Consider the following 16,226-nt stretch of genomic DNA (forward strand, 5'->3'; position numbering starts at 1 on the left):
CCCTTAATTCGATGCTTATACCTCTTTCTTTAACATTTCAAAATTAACCACGGATACCACAATACCTCTTCTGCCTCAATTTCCCCACCATCAATTAAATGGATAATCTGCTTTGCATCTTCATACTTATCAACAAGTGATAATTCATTTAATTTCTTCCCAAAACCCTCTTGTAAATTGTTATGAAGAAAAGAATAAAAATCATTGTTACTAAAGCCACATATATCAAATCCTAATATTTCATCGTTTTCAACATCAACAGGTAATGCACTTTCGAGAAAATCATATATAGAAACTTTAAAGTCATTTTCTTCTCGCTCATTTATTAAAAAATCCGTCCGATACTCTTCTGAAAGATGCAAACTAATAATCTCTAAATTTTCTATCCCTTTTAAATAATTTCGCTTAAAGAATCTCGCATCTTCTAAATTTTTAAAAGCATTCGGCCACGAGAACTTTTCTTCTTCCATTAGTGTATCTAAAAAAGATTGTCCACTTTCATGTTCCTCTTTACTAATCTTCAACCTTCCATTTATCATCTGAGCAATAGGATCATTTTTATTTGAATTACACCAAGGGAAAAACCAATAATCCGGAAATGTAGGCCGAATCCCATTACATATCGTTAAAATCGTTTGTGATAGTCCCTCAATAATACAATCTTCATAGATAAGTTCCCTATCATAGGAAATTATGAGGTATCCAGCGTTATAATATTTCATTTACACACCTCTTTTCTTTTCCATTAAAAATAAATTCAAATTCTCTTTCATATAGATATAACTATCTATCCTTTCTATATTCTTTAAAATATTCCTCTTCCAACGATTCTCTTACTCCCCCTCTCAATTTTTGCTAAACGCAAAAAGAACTATCTCTTCCCTAATAATTTTAGAGAAAAGATAGTTCTTTTTAGTCCACTTTATTTCTTAAAGTAAGTCCAACCTTCTTCTTGGTAAACCTTCTCTTCTTTCATCAACTTACCAAGTGCACGCTTAAATGCAGCCTTACTCATATTGAAACGTTCTTTAATGTCTTCTGGGTGGCTCTTATCCCAAAACGGCATTGCTCCGCCTCGTTCTTCCATATATGCATAAACTACTGCAGCATCATCTTCCATTCCTTCTTCTTTACGAGGAAGAAGTGAAATGTTAATTGTACCGTCATCTTTTACGTCAATAATGCGACCTGTTACACGTTCGCCGATGCGGACTTGTTCTTTTCTTTCTGTATGGTGTAAGAAAGCACGGAAATGCTCGTCAGTTAGTATGAACGAACCAACTTGAAGTGAGCGATACACACGTCCATTTACGTTTTTATTACGCATAGATGGCGTTGCATCTACGATAATTTCTTGCATATCTGAATCTCTTGCCGGAAGAGCAATTAAACGATCACGATTCGTTAATTTTAACGTACAATATAACTCGTCGCCTTCTTGAGGCCATACTGGCATATAAATCGGAAACTCATCAAGTGGAATTAGTATATCTTTTGATACACCAATATCAACAAACACACCTAAACTAGGAATAACTTCTACGACCTTTACCCAATTCCAATCATGTGTTGTAATAATTGGCTCCTTCATTGTTGCTGAAATACGATTTTGGTGATCAAGGTATAAGAATACATCAATTGTATCGCCTTCTGCTATTTCTCCAGCTAATTCGTTTTTATGTAGGAAGATTTCTTCCTCTTCGTTTCCAACCATATATCCGATTTCCGTTTCGCGTAAAACAGTTACCTGTTCAATCGATCCTAATTGCAAATACATATTTTTTAATTCCCTTCTATATATATAAAGTTATCTTTTTTATCATTCCAAACAAAAGTTAATTATAACACGATTTTTCCTTTATTTGTCCAACTGTCCAAAATTCACTATAATTAAATAAAGACTTTATCTATAGGACTATATTACCCTACGGATGATCCGTCAAAACACTTAATTTGCAACACTCTATCTAATCGATGTATTTTCCGCTATACTTTAATATGTATATTACATAGCCTATTTAGGTACATGAAAAGATAGAAATTTATTTGGAGGTGCTAACTATGGCAAAAGAGAGTTCTTTTGACATCGTTTCGAAAGTAGAATTACCTGAAGTAACAAACGCAATTAACATCGCATTAAAGGAAATCCAAAACCGATATGACTTTAAAGGTAGTAAAAGTGATATTAAATTAGAAAAAGAAGTACTTGTTTTAACTTCTGATGACGAGTTCAAATTAGACCAAGTAAAAGACGTTCTAATTGCTAAACTTGTAAAACGTAACGTTCCAATCAAAAACTTGGACTACGGAAAAGTTGAAGCTGCATCTGGTAACACTGTTCGCCAACGTGCAACTCTGCAACAAGGTATCGATAAAGATAACGCGAAAAAAATCAACAACATCATTAAAGAAATGAAATTAAAAGTGAAAACACAAGTGCAAGATGACCAAGTACGCGTAACAGCGAAAAGCCGTGATGACTTACAAGCAGTAATCGCAGCCGTTCGCAGCGTTGACTTACCAATCGACGTACAGTTCATTAACTACCGCTAGAAAGAAACCTCCTCTATTCAGAGGAGGTTTTATACTTATTACGAGCAACAAAATATTGCTTTATCCAATGATTTTTCTGGAATGTACACTTTATCATTTTCAATTTTGTATTTAATATTATTTCTCTTAAGAACCGCTGTATCGGCAGAATGAACACTATCGCCCCACTGAACAAATTCCCCATCGTCACCGTTGTCCCAAAAATACAGACTTACGAATACGATAAGAAGGCTCAAACATAAAGCGAACAACTTCTTTCTCCTCAAACATTTCACCTCATCTTGAACTGTAAACGGACTACCAAAAAGAAGCGTTATTCATTTCCGTTTCCTTTTAACCGCAATTAAAAAAGCAATAAATAATACGTTCACACCAACTATTAAGGAGATAAATAACCAATTCACACCTGTTTCTTCACTAACTTTATACACATTCGATTCTTCACGCTTTAAAACGAGATAAAAATTCCCGTTTTCTTCTCTTATAATTTCGTCTTCTAACAAGCCTCTTAACTCTTGTTTTTCACCAATTGCACTTGCAGGTAAGGAAACTTTTTGTGTTTCTTTCGTATTATTAATCGCTACTAGTGTTACTTCGCCTTTATACTTTCGTTTTAATATACTCATTCCATCTTTATCATACAGAGGTTCAAACGTACCGCGTCGTAAAGATGGTCTCGTTTGTCTAAGTTCACCTAGCTTCGTTATGTGCTGCATAAACTTTTCATCCGATTTGAAATCCATTAATCGTCTATTATCTGGAACATCCCCTCCATCTAATGCGATTTCAGTTCCGTAATAAAAATTCGGTATCCCCGGGGATGTATATAAGTAAGTGAGCGCTAGTTTTAAACGAGACGGCGGGTAATACATATTTTCTTTTGCAATACGTGCAAATCGCTTTGTTTCTTGATTATCTAAAAACGTAGCGAATTCCCCTTCTTTTCCGCTCACATCATATAAAGGTTTCACAGACATATCTGGTTTTGAAAATGAATCTACTATTTTTTTATAGTACTCATTATCTTCCCTTGTCATAATGCGAAAATCTTTCTTTACCTTCTGCAAATCCTTTTGCACTTCATCCCAAAAAGCACGTGGCTTTTTTTCACTATGTATCACATAACTTCCGTCTAAATCAACTTCTTTTATCCACCATTTCATCGAGTCTATTAATTGTTGTTCATTTTCTTCATACGGAAATTGAAAGACAACTTTCATTCCTTTTTGGTGAGCCACTTTTACAAGTTCTTTCACATCATTTTCTGTTCCGAAATGTTCATTTACTTTTTGAAAGTTTCGAACGCCTAATCCATCATACTTTTCACTTTCAAAAAGCGGCGAAAGCATAATAGTAGTAAATCCCATTTCTTTTATGTAGTCCAATCTTTTTATAATCCCTCGTATATCTCCGCCCTGATAGCCTTCTAAATTACCAACGTCTAACTGTTTGTCATTTTTCGGTTCCCCGTTATTGAAGCGATCAATCATAATGGAATATATAACTTCATCTCGCCATTCCCTTTTTTCTTCCGCAAAAGTATGTACTGGTACAAACAAAATAACAGCTAAACAAAAACAAATGAATAGTTCCTTAGTCCATATTTTTTTCACACGCATCCTCCAAACTTCTAATTGTAAGAATATTATACCAATTATTAGAACAAATCGCATACGTTGATTTTATCCCTCCAAAATACTTAATGTAAGGTTTTCTAACATCACATAAAAAGTTTTCTGAATTTTTAGTTGATTTTTCTTTTTATTTCGAATATGATATGAAACATAACAAGACGATGTTATTTTTTCTAACATCATAGGAGGAGAGAGAATGAATACGGGAGATACAGTTTTTATGTTTGTAACGACAGTAATGGTCATGTTGATGACACCAGGATTGGCACTTTTTTACGGGGGCATGGTTCGCAGTAAAAACGTACTCAGCACGACAATGCACAGTTATAGCGCAATGGCTATCGTTTCAATTCAATGGATTGTTATCGGTTATTCTTTATCATTCGGACCAGATTGGCACGGACTTATTGGCAATCTCGATTGGTTCGGTCTAAACGGAGTTACCTACGCACCAAATCCAGACTACTCATCTACTATTCCTCACAATTTATTTATGATGTTCCAACTCATGTTCGCCATTTTAACTCCCGCTTTAATTTCAGGTGCATTCGCCGAAAGAATGCGATTTTCTGCCTTTCTTATTTTTATCCTTCTTTGGACAACAATCGTTTACAATCCTGTCGCTCATTGGGTGTGGGGCGTTGGCGGGTGGCTAAGAGAACTTGGTGCGTTAGACTTCGCTGGCGGTAATGTCGTTCATATCACATCTGGAGTTGCTGGTCTTGTATTAGCTATTTTCCTTGGAAAACGAAAAAACATAAGCGGCACCTCTCCTCATCATTTACCATTTACAATGTTAGGCGCAGGCTTACTCTGGTTCGGCTGGTTCGGTTTCAACGTCGGTAGTGCATTATCTTTAAATGACGTAGCTTTAACTGCATTTATTAATACAAATATAGCCGCTGCTGCTTCAGCTCTAACTTGGATGCTTTCTGAATGGTTCTTCCAATCAAAGCCGACTGCGATGGGAGCTGCTTGCGGAGTTGTTTCTGGTTTAGTCGCAATTACGCCAGCTTGCGGATTCGTTACACCTTTCTCCGCTCTTCTTATCGGAGCAATTGGCGGTATATTATGTTTCGGTGCTGTCTTCTTCTTAAAAAACAAATTCGGGTACGACGATACACTTGATGCATTTGGATGCCACGGCATCGGAGGAACTTGGGGTGGTATTGCAACTGGACTTTTCGCAACAACTTCTATAAATAGCGATGGCGCTAACGGATTATTTTACGGAAACGCAGCTCTCCTTTTCAAACAACTTGTAGCAATCGGAGCAACATATGCATTCACAATCATAATGACGTACGCCATTATTAAAGCGATCAACTTCTTCCTCCCTGTTCGCGTCGATGAGCACGAAGAACAAATGGGGCTTGATATTTCGATGCATGGGGAGAAAGCTTACGAGTATACTGAGCGAGTAAATTAAAAAAAGAGATGCAATCTATCGATAGTAGATTGCATCTCTTTTTATCGCACTGATTAGCATACCCCGCCCTGTATTCCCATAAATATATCGATCATTTCTTTCAATATATCGATTTACCGATGAATTCAGATATATCTAAAATGAAAAATACCCCTGCATGATTTCACACAAAAAAGACGACCGTTTAACAGTCGTCTTTTCCTATTTACTTCGGAGCATTCCCCACATATTGCGTAATATCAACATTTAAAGACTGCGCTAAACGCATTCCATACTCTTGATCTGCACGGAAGAAGTTACAAACAGCTAGTAATTTCGTGCGCTCATTTACGTCTTTTAAGTCATTGGTTAAGTTTGCAATTAAGTTGTCTTGCTCTTCTTTAGAGAATGAACGGTAACGCTCACCCGCTTGCTTGAAGTCATTTGGTTTGTCAATTTTTTCACGAGATACGTAGCCTTCTACTTTCATAGTTGAATCGCGGTAATTTGGGTCTTCAACTGGATTTTCAGCATGACGGCTCGGTTCGTAGTTGATTGTAGATGGGTTTTGATTCATTTGCATCGCACCATCACGTTGTTGGTTATGAACAGCTGCATATGGGCAGTTTACAGGAATTTGTAAGTAATTTGCACCAAGACGATAACGCTGTGTATCTGGGTAAGAGAATAAACGACCTTGTAATAATTTATCTTCAGATGGTTCAATACCATTTACAGTTGCACTTGGAGAGAACGCCACTTGTTCTACTTCCGCAAAGAAGTTTTTTGGGTTACGATTTAACGTCATCGTCCCTACTTCCATTAACGGGAAACGATCTTCTGGCCATACTTTCGTTGGGTCTAGTGGATCAAAGTCTAAAGAATCCGTTTCATCTAATTGCATCACTTGTACGTGTAAATCCCATTTCGGGTGATTTCCTTTTTCAATTGCATCGAATAAATCACGAGTTGCATGGTTGAAGTCTTTCCCTTGCACTTCTTGCACTTCTTTTGCACTTAAGTTACGTACACTTTGTTGTGGTTTCCAGTGATATTTAATGTAGACAATTTTACCTTCTGCATTAATCCATTTAAATGAATGGACACCGAAACCTTCCATTTCGCGATAGCTTGCTGGTGTACCGTAATCAGAGAACACCCATGTCATCATATGTGTAGATTCTGGACTTAATGTCATAAAATCCCAATAACGGTCTGGGGTTTGAATATTTGTATCAGGTGCTGGTTTTAAAGAATGCACCATATCAGGGAATTTAATTGCATCACGAATGAAGAAGACCGGTAAATGGTTACCTACAATATCGTAATTTCCTTCTTCTGTATAAAATTTAACAGCGAACCCGCGTGGGTCACGAGCTGTTTCTGGAGAACCTTGACCATGAATAACCGTTGAGAAACGAACAAATACAGGCGTTTCAGTTCCTTCATTTTGTAAAAATGCTGCCTTTGTATATTGCTTCATGCTGTTTTTCGTTACGAATACACCGTGAGCACCTGCACCACGTGCATGTACAACGCGTTCTGGAATACGTTCACGATCAAAGTGAGCCAGTTTTTCTACTAAATGATAGTCTTCTAATAATACCGGTCCACGGCGACCAGCTGTACGAGAATTTTGGTTATCTCCAACCGGAGCACCTTGGTTTGTTGTTAAGCGATTATTTGGATTCGTCATGGGGGATCCTCCTCTTTCTCTCTTAATAATTATTATTTATTTAAAATTATTATAAACTAATTATTATTCAAAACTAAATCCTTGTCAACTATTTCCTTCATTTTTTTGGAAACAATTTCAGCTAAGCAATCAATAAATACAGATTGTGAATTAGGCATATTCGGTCTAAAATATGCGGCATTTAATTCATCAGTTACAACTTTACATTCATAGTCGTTGTCATATAAAACTTCTAAATGCTCTGCCACAAAGCCAACTGGACAATATACGAAAGACTCATAACCATACTCTTCATATAAATCTCTCGTTAAATCTTGCACATCTGGCCCAATCCATGGATCTGGTGTATTTCCAGCGCTTTGCCAACCCGTTGTATAATGCTTTATACCGGCTTCTGCCGCAATTAAATCCGCTGTCTGCTGTAATTGCTCTACGTAAGGGTCTCCATCAGCAATAATTTTCTCCGGTAAACTATGTGCAGAGAAAATAACAATTGCCTTCTCTTTATCTACAATGTTAGCAAACGTTTCTTCAATTTGATTTGCCCAATAAGAAATAAACTTCGGTTCATCGTACCATTGCTCAATCGGTTCAATAACAGGCCCACCTATTTCTTTTGATAGGCGAATTGCACGGTCATTATACGCTTGAATGCTAAATGTAGAATAGTGCGGTGCTAATACGATACTAATTGCCTGCTCAATTCCATCTTTCTTCATCTCTTCTACTGCATCTTCAATAAACGGAGTAATATGTTTTAAACCTAAGTAACAAACAAATTCATACTCTGTATATATTTTATTCAATGAATCTGTTAATTTATGTGCCTGCTCTTTCGTTATTTTTGCAAGTGGTGAAATTCCGCCAATCGCTTTATAGCGCCCGATTAAATCTTGAAGCGCTTCTTCAGACGGCTTACGCCCATGACAGATATGTGTATAATACGCTTCTACATCATCTAATGACTCTGGCGTTCCATACGCCATTACAAGCAAACCTATTTTCTTCTTCGTCATCTATATAACACCTCAATTTTGTCCCGCGTTAACGGGCAGTAAGACTCCCACCTCAAAATTCGGCGAGTGCAAAAAATTTAGCTGGGAGATCAACTGCCCGTAAACGCCCGATTAGTTCAACTAATAATCAGCGGGGAATGTCCCCTCACTAATTAAAGTTTCACCTTATAAATGAGAATCTTTTTCAAGAACATTTGTTTCCAATTATAACAAGCAATAATAAGTATGTCAAAATAATTATTCTAAATAAGTATTATTTCTAATATGATTTTGAATTTTATATGACAATTTCTTTAATAAAATAGCGGCTCACATAAATGTAAGCCGCTTTTCTTCTATTCCTTAATATTTACCCCATATTCTTTAAACCAAACATGAATTTGGGCTAAATGGGCTAAAAGCTGAGGTCCAGTCATTAATTGACCAAACCAAGGTTTTTGAAATGCACTGCCACCAGACTCAATTAACCCACTCAGCTGCTCTTTATCGAATAGTTCGTGTAAAATTGATCCTTTATCCGTTAATAAATCTTGTAGCCATACTGTTACTGCTTTCGTATAGTATGGATTATGCGTTTTCGGATACGGGCTTTTCTTTCTATACAATATATCATTTGGAAGTAATCCTTCTAATGCCTTACGCAATAGACCTTTTTCGCGGTTTTTATACATTTTCATTTCCCAAGGAATATTCCACGCATATTCGACAAGTCGGTGGTCTGCAAATGGAACGCGTACTTCTAAGCTTGCCCCCATACTCATACGGTCTTTTCTGTCTAATAATGTTGTCATAAACCAAACCATGTTCAAATAAAATAATTGTCGTCTCTTTGCTTCTAGCGGGCTTTCTCCCTCTAAAATCGGAACTTCTTGAATGGATTCTTCATAGCGTTGTTGCACATATTGTTGTAAATTTAATTTATTTCTCCATTCTTTCTTTAGAAGTTGTTCGCGCGCCTCTGTAGAGCGCATCCACGGAAATGCACTTGATTGTAAATCATCTTCTCTATAAAACCACGGATAGCCACCAAATATTTCATCTGCACATTCTCCAGATAAACCGACGACAAAATCTTGTTTTATTTCACGGCAAAACCATAATAATGAAGAATCAATATCTGCCATACCTGGCAAATCACGAACGAGCACTGCTTCTGTTAAATACTGTGCTAGTTGTTCATTTGAAATGACACAACGGTGGTGGATTGTTTGAAATGTCTCAGTCATTAAGTTAATAAATGGAGCATCTGAATTAGGCTGAAATGCATTCGCTTTAAAATATTTTTCGTTATCTTCATAGTCAATAGAATACGTGTGCAATTGACCCTTCCCTGATCTTTCATATTCTTTTGCGGCAATTGCTGTTATTGCACTTGAATCTACACCGCCCGATAAAAATGTGCATAACGGTACGTCAGAAACGAGTTGCCTTGTAATTGCATCTTGTAATAAAAAGCGTGTTTTCTCTACTGTTTCTTCAAAGGAATCTTCATGTTTTTTACTTTCTACATTCCAATATCTCCATATACATAAACCGTTCTTTGAAAATGTCATCGCATGGCCTGGGCGCAATTCTTTAATACCAGCATAAATACCATGACCAGGCGTTCTAGATGGTCCAAGACCGAATATTTCTGATAATCCTTCTAACGTTACTTCCGCCTTCACCTCTGGATGCGCCAGTATCGCTTTTAACTCTGAACCAAATAATAATCGTCCACTATCATATTTATAAAAAAGCGGTTTTACACCTAATCGATCTCTTGCAATAAACACTTGTTCTTTCTGTTCATCCCATACTGCAAACGCATATATACCGTTTAAATGATCGACACATTCTTCTTTCCATTCGATATAAGAAGCTAATAATACTTCCGTATCAGAATGACCTTTGAATGTGTACCCTCTTCTTAACAACTCCTTCCGAATGTCTTCTGTGTTATACAGTTCACCGTTATAGCAAATGGCATAATTCGTTTCATCCTTTAAACAGGTCATAGGCTGTTTACCACCTTCAGGATCTACAACGATTAACCGTTTATGCCCAAATGCGACGTTTCCTTTTATCCAAACTTTGTTATCATCTGGACCACGTTTCGCTAGCGTTTCCGCCATTTTCATCACGACGTCCCTTTCCCCTTCTAATGAGCGCTTATAATCCACCCATCCTGTAATCCCGCACATAAGAATCATCCTTCCTAATCTAATATCTGTTTCTGAACGTGCAGTAATCCCCACCCTATGAGTGCGGATACATAAAAACAACAAACTTGACGATAACTAACTATTCATATACGGAATAGCAGTTTCACAGTGTAAAGCGTGTTTTATTGTATGCCCACCTCTCTTTAGGTGTGTCTAGTTATAAAGAACGTACGAACTGTCCATAACAAGAATAACTATTTCTATAAAAGGAGAAATGAACTATGGTACAACGCAAACATATTTTGTATAATCAGCCACGCGCTCATACAGTCGGTAATGTAGAATATATAAACAATGAATGGGTATTCTTTGATGATGAAAATGATGAAGCATTTTTATTAGAAGATATTATCCAAGATGGCTTTGAACTTTTGTATAACAACAATTGGCTACCAGCCCGTTTCTATGAACAAGATGTATTACAAATCGCCAACGAACAGCATCATTTGCAAAATGGAGAAATGATACGAATTAGAAAAAAATTACTTCTTAGCTATAATGAATGGCTTGAGGAGTTACCTGACTCTGTCTTTACATTATTAACTGAGGCATTACAATCGCTTCATTACTCTTTATATGATTGCATGTATTGTCATAATTATTTATCCTTCTTGCCGAAAGAGGAAGCATGCGAGGGAGTAAATATTCTTTTATTTGATAATGAGGAGATGATTTGTACACTGCAGCACCATTTCGTTCGTCACGCTACGTCAAATAAAAACATGTTCCGTTTTACGAAAGTAAACGGAGAAGAGTTACATATCGATGCGACATAAAGTAAAAAACCACCTTATAATCTCCCAAACATGCGAGATTATAAGGTGGTTTTATTTTTTATTAAAATACTTGCCAACCAATCGGTAATTTCAGTCCAAGGTAAAATACCGCTACTAGTGCAACAATAAATAGTCCCCAGAATGCCCCTGTTGCTTTGTTCTTGCTCATTTTCACAAGAACCATTTCCATTCCAGCGATTACTAATATACCAGCTAGCATTTTCATGCCGTACCACATGTGCATGCTACCTGTCGCCGTCTTCACAATACTCATGTACAACATGAAACCTGTCACAATAATGATAATGTACATAAGGCGAAGCCCCATATGTACACCTTTACCTTTTCTTCCTGCTGAATAAAGTGAATACGCAACGAAGAATAAAATTAATCCTAACGCCCATGCTGTAATATGCATATGTACCATCGTATCCCTGCCTCCTCTTTTTCACACTTTTTCACTCTATATGATAACATGTTCATTTATTTTCAGGAAATGTTTCGCTTTTTTACATTTAAATGCTATAATATTTAGAGTATTTACAAACTTCTTGTAATAACAAAAGGGGGAACAATCATGATTCAAACTAAGGATATTATCGAACTTACAGACACATACGGAGCAAATAACTACCATCCACTTCCAATCGTTATTTCTAAAGCAGAAGGCGTTTGGGTAGAAGATCCTGAAGGAAACCGCTATATGGACTTATTAAGTGCATATTCTGCAGTAAACCAAGGTCATCGTCATCCAAAAATCATTAACGCTTTAATTGACCAAGCTAATCGAGTTACGTTAACTTCTCGTGCTTTCCATAGCGATCAATTAGGTCCTTGGTACGAAAAAGTTGCGAAACTAACAAATAAAAATATGGTACTTCCTATGAATACAGGCGCAGAAGCTGTTGAAACTGCAATTAAAACAGCTCGTCGCTGGGCTTACGATGTGAAAAAAGTAGAGGCAAACCGTGCAGAAATCATCGTTTGTGAAGATAACTTCCACGGACGTACAATGGGTGCTGTTTCTATGTCATCAAACGAAGAGTACAAGCGTGGCTTCGGTCCGATGCTTCCTGGCATTATTGTAATTCCTTACGGTGATTTAGAAGCGTTAAAAGCTGCGATTACACCAAATACAGCTGCATTCATTTTAGAGCCGATCCAAGGTGAAGCAGGAATTAACATTCCACCAGCTGGTTTCTTAAAAGAAGCTTTTGAAGTATGTAAAAAAGAAAACGTTTTATTCGTAGCAGATGAAATCCAAACAGGCTTAGGCCGTACTGGTAAAGTATTTGCTTGCGACTGGGACAATGTAACTCCTGACATGTACATACTTGGTAAAGCACTTGGCGGCGGCGTATTCCCAATCTCTTGTGTTGCAGCAAACAGCGATATTTTAGGCGTATTCGAGCCAGGTTCTCACGGTTCTACATTCGGTGGTAACCCACTTGCATGTGCTGTTTCTATCGCAGCTCTTGAAGTATTAGAAGAAGAAAAATTAACAGAGCGTTCTCTTCAATTAGGAGAAAAATTAGTTGGGCAATTAAAAGAAATTGATAACCCAATGATTACTGATATTCGTGGTAAAGGTTTATTCATCGGTATCGAATTAAACGAGCCAGCTCGTCCTTACTGTGAACAACTAAAAGCAGCTGGTCTATTATGTAAAGAAACACACGAAAATGTAATTCGTATTGCACCACCTCTAGTAATCTCTGAAGAAGATTTAGAGTGGGCGTTCCAAAAAATTAAAGCTGTACTATCTTAATCATAGTGGGTTTGTCCTAAAATATAGGACAAACCCTTTCTTTTTTTAGTAATTTACCGTAAAATAAAATTGAATATTCTGTCTTCTGTAAAAAGGGGGTAACTGTATGCTGTTGAAATACGGTAAACATATTAACTATTTAGCTACAATTTTTATTTCTATGACATTCATCGGTTTCATATTATCTACAACTTTACTCAGTCATTATTCAACTCCTAATACATTCACACTACTTAAAACATTATTTTGGACTGCTGTTTTCCTTACAATTATCGGTTTTGGCCGTGAGAGAAGCGCACTTGCAGTTATGCTAATTGGAATTTGTACTCTAGCATTGATTGGATTGTATATTTTCGCTATTATAGATTACTCTATTAATCCGCGACCATAGGAAAGAGCTACCTTTTCACAAGATAGCTCTTTTTTCATTTCACAATATTTCTAAGCGTACCAATTCCCTCTACTGTAATAACAACTTCATCACCAGCGTGCAAAAACTTCGGCGGTGTAAAACCTTTACCAACACCAGCTGGTGTCCCTGTTGCAATGATATCTCCCGGCTCTAATGTCATGCCTTTACTTATAGTTGAAATAATTTCTTCTACTGAAAAAATCATTTCTCTCGTATTTGAAGTTTGCCTTACTTCTCCATTTACCACCGTTTCAATGTGTAATTCATTCGGCGTTCTAACCATCGATTTATGAATTAAATACGGTCCCATTGGACAAAATGTATCGAAACTTTTCCCTAGGAAAAATTGTTTATGTTTCCTTTGAATATCCCGAGCAGTTACATCATTTATAACTGTATATCCAAAAACATGGTCAAGAGCTTTTTCTATTTTTATTTGTTTCCCTCGCTTACCAATAATGATTGCTAGTTCCCCTTCATAGTCCAGTTCATTCGTTGCATGAGGGTGACCATTAATTTGCTCATCAATTCCGATCACTGTTGTTGGCGCTTTTGTAAAGATCATTATATTTTCAGGGATAGACTCTACTCCGCCCATTTCCACCGCATGCTCACGATAGTTCTTTCCGACACAAAGAATATTTTTTCTCGGCCTTGGAATCGGTGCTAATATTTTCACTTCTGCTAACGGATAATACGCCGCTTCCGCATTTTCCTTCGCCCAATTTACAATATCGTACACCTTCTCAAGGCATTCACTTCCTCTTTCAATACACTCTAACATAGTAATCGGGATCGTAACCTTTTCCCCTTTTTGTCTTTGCGCTTCTCTTAAATGTAAGACTCTATCTTCCTCTTCAACCACAATACCTACAAATACCTTTTCTTCTTTCTTAGCCGTTACAAAACGCAATATTTCCACTCTCCATCCTAAAACTCATACCCTTTAATTGTATTCGCATCCTTAAGAAAAAAACCTTCTTATACACGCCAATTTTTACAATATTCACCCATAATTATATTTGTTCCTCATCCGTTATTTGACATAAAATGTAGAAATTATACTTTTTTTAGCGAAGACGTTTCTTTTTTATGGGATTTTTGTATAATATGTACTACATATATACATAAAATTTATGGAGAGATGGAGCCGATTTCAATGTTTGAGCAAGCTATCGAAAAAAAACGCGAAAAAATGATCTATTTTGCTGAACGCTACGGAATGACTTCTCAAAAAACAGTGGATTGTAGCCAAGAACTGGACAGGCTCTTAAATGTTGTTTGGCATATACACACAGATTGCACACACACTCAAATGTTCGAAACACATACGCAATAACGTATGTGTTTCTTTTATTTCAAAAAAATACACATTTTATTGAAAACGCCCATACAATAGTAGAAAAGAAAATTTTAAAAACGAAAGGTGTTTTGTATGCCAGCTATGGTCGGACATATTCGTATCGTTAATATTGGATCAAGTGGTATTTTTCATATTGGAGATGTATTTGCGATTAGGCCTATTAGTTATTCACGCGCTTTTGCTGGGGCCGGCTCCTTTAATGTTGGGGATAACGTCTCTGTCTACAATTATCAAAGTTCAACGACTGTCAATGATTCAGATGTAATCGATCAAGCAATAATTGGTTCGAACTAAAGGAGGCGATTGCTTTGAATTTTTATGTGAACCAAAGTATCATCATTAACAGCATTAAAATCGATAGCATTACGACCTCTTCCGTTTTTCAAATTGGAACTGCAGGTAGTATTAAGGCTCTTTCTAAATTCTCAAATACTGGCGGATTTACAGAACCTCTTCGCCCTTTACATGCGAAAGGACAAATTATTTCCATTAAGCCTTCAACTAGTTCTTCTTAGACCAGCATTATCATAAATATATAGCAGTAATATACCCTCCCTATTGAAAAGGAGGTTTCACAAAATGAATCAAGATATATATACTTATCTAAACCAACTTCAGCAAGCTCTTCAAATACAGCAGCAAACTATTCTAAATCTTGAAGAACAAGTTCGCCTACTACAAGAAGAGCTTAATGAGTTAAAAAGTCGTCCCTCCTCTTCTATAGGAAAAGTGGAATATAAATTCGATCAATTAAAAGTAGAAAATTTAAACGGTACTTTAAATATTGGCTTGAATCCATTTTCAACAAAAGGACAACAAATTGAAGATTTTCAAGTGGATACAGAAACATTAAAAGTAAATCCTGAAACAGAAACAAATCCAGACTTTTATCAAGGTATCCTTCAAGAAATGCATCGCTATTTAGATGAAGAAGCATATAGTCGAATTCTCCATTTTGAACAAGAAGAGAGAACGCCGCTTGATGAGATGTATCGACAAATGATGGTGGATGACATAAAAAAACAGATGGAACATAGACTTCCGTACTATTTATCACAAGTTCAATCGTATGAGGGTATTTCCACAGATCCCGATTATTTACGAGACATCATTATTCAAGCGATGAAACAAGATATTGACAAGGCGTTCCTTTCCTTTATTCAACACATACCGGGCAATTTCCGAAAGGAGTGAGTATGTATGAATTTAAATGTTGTAAACCGCGAGTTAAAAGTAGGCCAGATTAAAATGAACGGGGTTTCTTCTTCTGCATTATTTTTAATTGGAGATGCAAACCTTCTCATCCTTTCTTCTATTCTTGATACGCCATTCGAATCCGTTACAGAGGGACCATTTGTACCATTAGTAACAGATGTCCCTCCGACTCCAGGTTGAG

At 36.6% G+C, this 16,226-nt stretch carries 19 protein-coding genes; 10 read left to right on the plus strand and 9 right to left on the minus strand.

The features are described 5' to 3' along the window. Positions 1 to 29: 29 nt before the first annotated feature. Together BAU23_RS20680 and BAU23_RS20685 are read right to left on the minus strand one after the other, a co-directional pair. On the minus strand, positions 30 to 722 hold the full coding sequence (locus BAU23_RS20680) for a hypothetical protein (RefSeq protein ID WP_071735090.1): 693 nt from the start codon (positions 720 to 722) through the stop codon (positions 30 to 32). A gap of 200 nt (positions 723 to 922) precedes the next feature. Beyond that, positions 923 to 1,777, minus strand: a complete 855-nt coding sequence (locus BAU23_RS20685; protein ID WP_000281277.1) for a CvfB family protein — start codon at positions 1,775 to 1,777, stop codon at positions 923 to 925. Between the two features lie 284 nt (positions 1,778 to 2,061). Between BAU23_RS20685 and BAU23_RS20690 the strand changes: the two genes are divergently transcribed. Next, positions 2,062 to 2,553 carry a YajQ family cyclic di-GMP-binding protein gene (locus tag BAU23_RS20690; protein ID WP_001051113.1) on the plus strand — a complete coding sequence of 164 codons (492 nt, stop codon included), beginning with the start codon at positions 2,062 to 2,064 and terminating at the stop codon, positions 2,551 to 2,553. Between the two features lie 38 nt (positions 2,554 to 2,591). Here the strand turns inward: BAU23_RS20690 and BAU23_RS20695 are convergent, their stop codons facing one another. Together BAU23_RS20695 and BAU23_RS20700 are read right to left on the minus strand one after the other, a co-directional pair. Beyond that, a complete protein-coding gene (locus tag BAU23_RS20695) occupies positions 2,592 to 2,819 on the minus strand; it encodes a hypothetical protein (protein WP_071735091.1) in 228 nt (75 codons plus the stop codon). A gap of 51 nt (positions 2,820 to 2,870) precedes the next feature. Continuing rightward, positions 2,871 to 4,226: an alpha-amylase family glycosyl hydrolase gene (locus BAU23_RS20700; RefSeq protein WP_071735092.1), complete on the minus strand. Its 1,356-nt coding sequence runs from the start codon at positions 4,224 to 4,226 to the stop codon at positions 2,871 to 2,873. A gap of 157 nt (positions 4,227 to 4,383) precedes the next feature. Here BAU23_RS20700 and BAU23_RS20710 point away from each other — a divergent pair, with 157 nt between their 5' ends. Continuing rightward, the gene (locus tag BAU23_RS20710; RefSeq protein WP_001091656.1) at positions 4,384 to 5,616 is read left to right on the plus strand and encodes an ammonium transporter; all 1,233 of its coding nucleotides are present in this window, start codon (positions 4,384 to 4,386) and stop codon (positions 5,614 to 5,616) included. 205 nt (positions 5,617 to 5,821) lie between these two features. Here BAU23_RS20710 and katB read toward each other — a convergent pair whose 3' ends face one another. The 3 genes from katB to asnB form a co-directional block, all read right to left on the minus strand. Further along, positions 5,822 to 7,291: a catalase KatB gene (gene katB / locus BAU23_RS20715; RefSeq protein ID WP_000184218.1), complete on the minus strand. Its 1,470-nt coding sequence runs from the start codon at positions 7,289 to 7,291 to the stop codon at positions 5,822 to 5,824. 56 nt (positions 7,292 to 7,347) lie between these two features. Then, a complete protein-coding gene (gene hemH / locus BAU23_RS20720) occupies positions 7,348 to 8,307 on the minus strand; it encodes a ferrochelatase (protein ID WP_071735094.1) in 960 nt (319 codons plus the stop codon). A gap of 335 nt (positions 8,308 to 8,642) precedes the next feature. Continuing rightward, positions 8,643 to 10,490: an asparagine synthase (glutamine-hydrolyzing) gene (asnB, locus tag BAU23_RS20730; protein WP_000333965.1), complete on the minus strand. Its 1,848-nt coding sequence runs from the start codon at positions 10,488 to 10,490 to the stop codon at positions 8,643 to 8,645. A gap of 242 nt (positions 10,491 to 10,732) precedes the next feature. Between asnB and BAU23_RS20735 the strand changes: the two genes are divergently transcribed. Next, the gene (locus BAU23_RS20735) at positions 10,733 to 11,287 is read left to right on the plus strand and encodes a DUF2777 domain-containing protein (protein WP_000250680.1); all 555 of its coding nucleotides are present in this window, start codon (positions 10,733 to 10,735) and stop codon (positions 11,285 to 11,287) included. A gap of 61 nt (positions 11,288 to 11,348) precedes the next feature. Here the strand turns inward: BAU23_RS20735 and BAU23_RS20740 are convergent, their stop codons facing one another. Further along, positions 11,349 to 11,714, minus strand: a complete 366-nt coding sequence (locus BAU23_RS20740; protein ID WP_000233497.1) for a YisL family protein — start codon at positions 11,712 to 11,714, stop codon at positions 11,349 to 11,351. 150 nt (positions 11,715 to 11,864) lie between these two features. Between BAU23_RS20740 and rocD the strand changes: the two genes are divergently transcribed. Then, entirely contained in the window at positions 11,865 to 13,055 is a 1,191-nt protein-coding gene (rocD, locus tag BAU23_RS20745; protein ID WP_000616664.1) for an ornithine aminotransferase, read from the plus strand. 106 nt (positions 13,056 to 13,161) lie between these two features. Further along, positions 13,162 to 13,446 (plus strand): hypothetical protein, encoded by a 285-nt coding sequence (locus BAU23_RS20750; RefSeq protein WP_000925334.1) that lies wholly within the window; start codon positions 13,162 to 13,164, stop codon positions 13,444 to 13,446. Positions 13,447 to 13,480: 34 nt separating this feature from the next. On the opposite strand, the gene BAU23_RS20755 is transcribed toward BAU23_RS20750, so the two are convergent. Next, a complete protein-coding gene (locus BAU23_RS20755) occupies positions 13,481 to 14,380 on the minus strand; it encodes a fumarylacetoacetate hydrolase family protein (protein WP_001213088.1) in 900 nt (299 codons plus the stop codon). 246 nt (positions 14,381 to 14,626) lie between these two features. Between BAU23_RS20755 and BAU23_RS20760 the strand changes: the two genes are divergently transcribed. The 5 genes from BAU23_RS20760 (at position 14,627) to gerPD (ending at position 16,225) form a co-directional block, all read left to right on the plus strand. Next, positions 14,627 to 14,806 carry an aspartyl-phosphate phosphatase Spo0E family protein gene (locus BAU23_RS20760; RefSeq protein ID WP_000462854.1) on the plus strand — a complete coding sequence of 60 codons (180 nt, stop codon included), beginning with the start codon at positions 14,627 to 14,629 and terminating at the stop codon, positions 14,804 to 14,806. Between the two features lie 96 nt (positions 14,807 to 14,902). Next, positions 14,903 to 15,124, plus strand: a complete 222-nt coding sequence (gerPA, locus tag BAU23_RS20765) for a spore germination protein GerPA (protein ID WP_001111190.1) — start codon at positions 14,903 to 14,905, stop codon at positions 15,122 to 15,124. Between the two features lie 14 nt (positions 15,125 to 15,138). Continuing rightward, positions 15,139 to 15,345, plus strand: a complete 207-nt coding sequence (gene gerPB / locus BAU23_RS20770; protein WP_001012507.1) for a spore germination protein GerPB — start codon at positions 15,139 to 15,141, stop codon at positions 15,343 to 15,345. A gap of 64 nt (positions 15,346 to 15,409) precedes the next feature. Then, complete coding sequence (gerPC, locus tag BAU23_RS20775; RefSeq protein WP_001070768.1) at positions 15,410 to 16,024, plus strand: spore germination protein GerPC; 615 nt, start codon at positions 15,410 to 15,412, stop codon at positions 16,022 to 16,024. 6 nt (positions 16,025 to 16,030) lie between these two features. Next, on the plus strand, positions 16,031 to 16,225 hold the full coding sequence (gene gerPD / locus BAU23_RS20780) for a spore germination protein GerPD (protein WP_001052805.1): 195 nt from the start codon (positions 16,031 to 16,033) through the stop codon (positions 16,223 to 16,225). Position 16,226 lies beyond the last annotated feature (1 nt).

Source organism: Bacillus nitratireducens (genome assembly GCF_001884135.1).
GTDB lineage: Bacteria > Bacillota > Bacilli > Bacillales > Bacillaceae_G > Bacillus_A > Bacillus_A nitratireducens.

Excerpts from the sequence above, each read along its gene's own strand:
- BAU23_RS20680 (WP_071735090.1), bottom strand. The coding sequence starts at position 722 with ATGAAATATTATAACGCTGGATACCTCATAATTTCCTATGATAGGGAA.
- BAU23_RS20685 (WP_000281277.1), bottom strand. The coding sequence starts at position 1,777 with ATGTATTTGCAATTAGGATCGATTGAACAGGTAACTGTTTTACGCGAA.
- BAU23_RS20690 (WP_001051113.1), top strand. The coding sequence starts at position 2,062 with ATGGCAAAAGAGAGTTCTTTTGACATCGTTTCGAAAGTAGAATTACCT.
- BAU23_RS20700 (WP_071735092.1), bottom strand. The coding sequence starts at position 4,226 with ATGCGATTTGTTCTAATAATTGGTATAATATTCTTACAATTAGAAGTT.
- BAU23_RS20710 (WP_001091656.1), top strand. The coding sequence starts at position 4,384 with ATGAATACGGGAGATACAGTTTTTATGTTTGTAACGACAGTAATGGTC.
- katB (WP_000184218.1), bottom strand. The coding sequence starts at position 7,291 with ATGACGAATCCAAATAATCGCTTAACAACAAACCAAGGTGCTCCGGTT.
- hemH (WP_071735094.1), bottom strand. The coding sequence starts at position 8,307 with ATGACGAAGAAGAAAATAGGTTTGCTTGTAATGGCGTATGGAACGCCA.
- asnB (WP_000333965.1), bottom strand. The coding sequence starts at position 10,490 with ATGTGCGGGATTACAGGATGGGTGGATTATAAGCGCTCATTAGAAGGG.
- BAU23_RS20735 (WP_000250680.1), top strand. The coding sequence starts at position 10,733 with ATGGTACAACGCAAACATATTTTGTATAATCAGCCACGCGCTCATACA.
- BAU23_RS20740 (WP_000233497.1), bottom strand. The coding sequence starts at position 11,714 with ATGGTACATATGCATATTACAGCATGGGCGTTAGGATTAATTTTATTC.
- rocD (WP_000616664.1), top strand. The coding sequence starts at position 11,865 with ATGATTCAAACTAAGGATATTATCGAACTTACAGACACATACGGAGCA.
- BAU23_RS20750 (WP_000925334.1), top strand. The coding sequence starts at position 13,162 with ATGCTGTTGAAATACGGTAAACATATTAACTATTTAGCTACAATTTTT.
- BAU23_RS20760 (WP_000462854.1), top strand. The coding sequence starts at position 14,627 with ATGTTTGAGCAAGCTATCGAAAAAAAACGCGAAAAAATGATCTATTTT.
- gerPA (WP_001111190.1), top strand. The coding sequence starts at position 14,903 with ATGCCAGCTATGGTCGGACATATTCGTATCGTTAATATTGGATCAAGT.
- gerPC (WP_001070768.1), top strand. The coding sequence starts at position 15,410 with ATGAATCAAGATATATATACTTATCTAAACCAACTTCAGCAAGCTCTT.
- gerPD (WP_001052805.1), top strand. The coding sequence starts at position 16,031 with ATGAATTTAAATGTTGTAAACCGCGAGTTAAAAGTAGGCCAGATTAAA.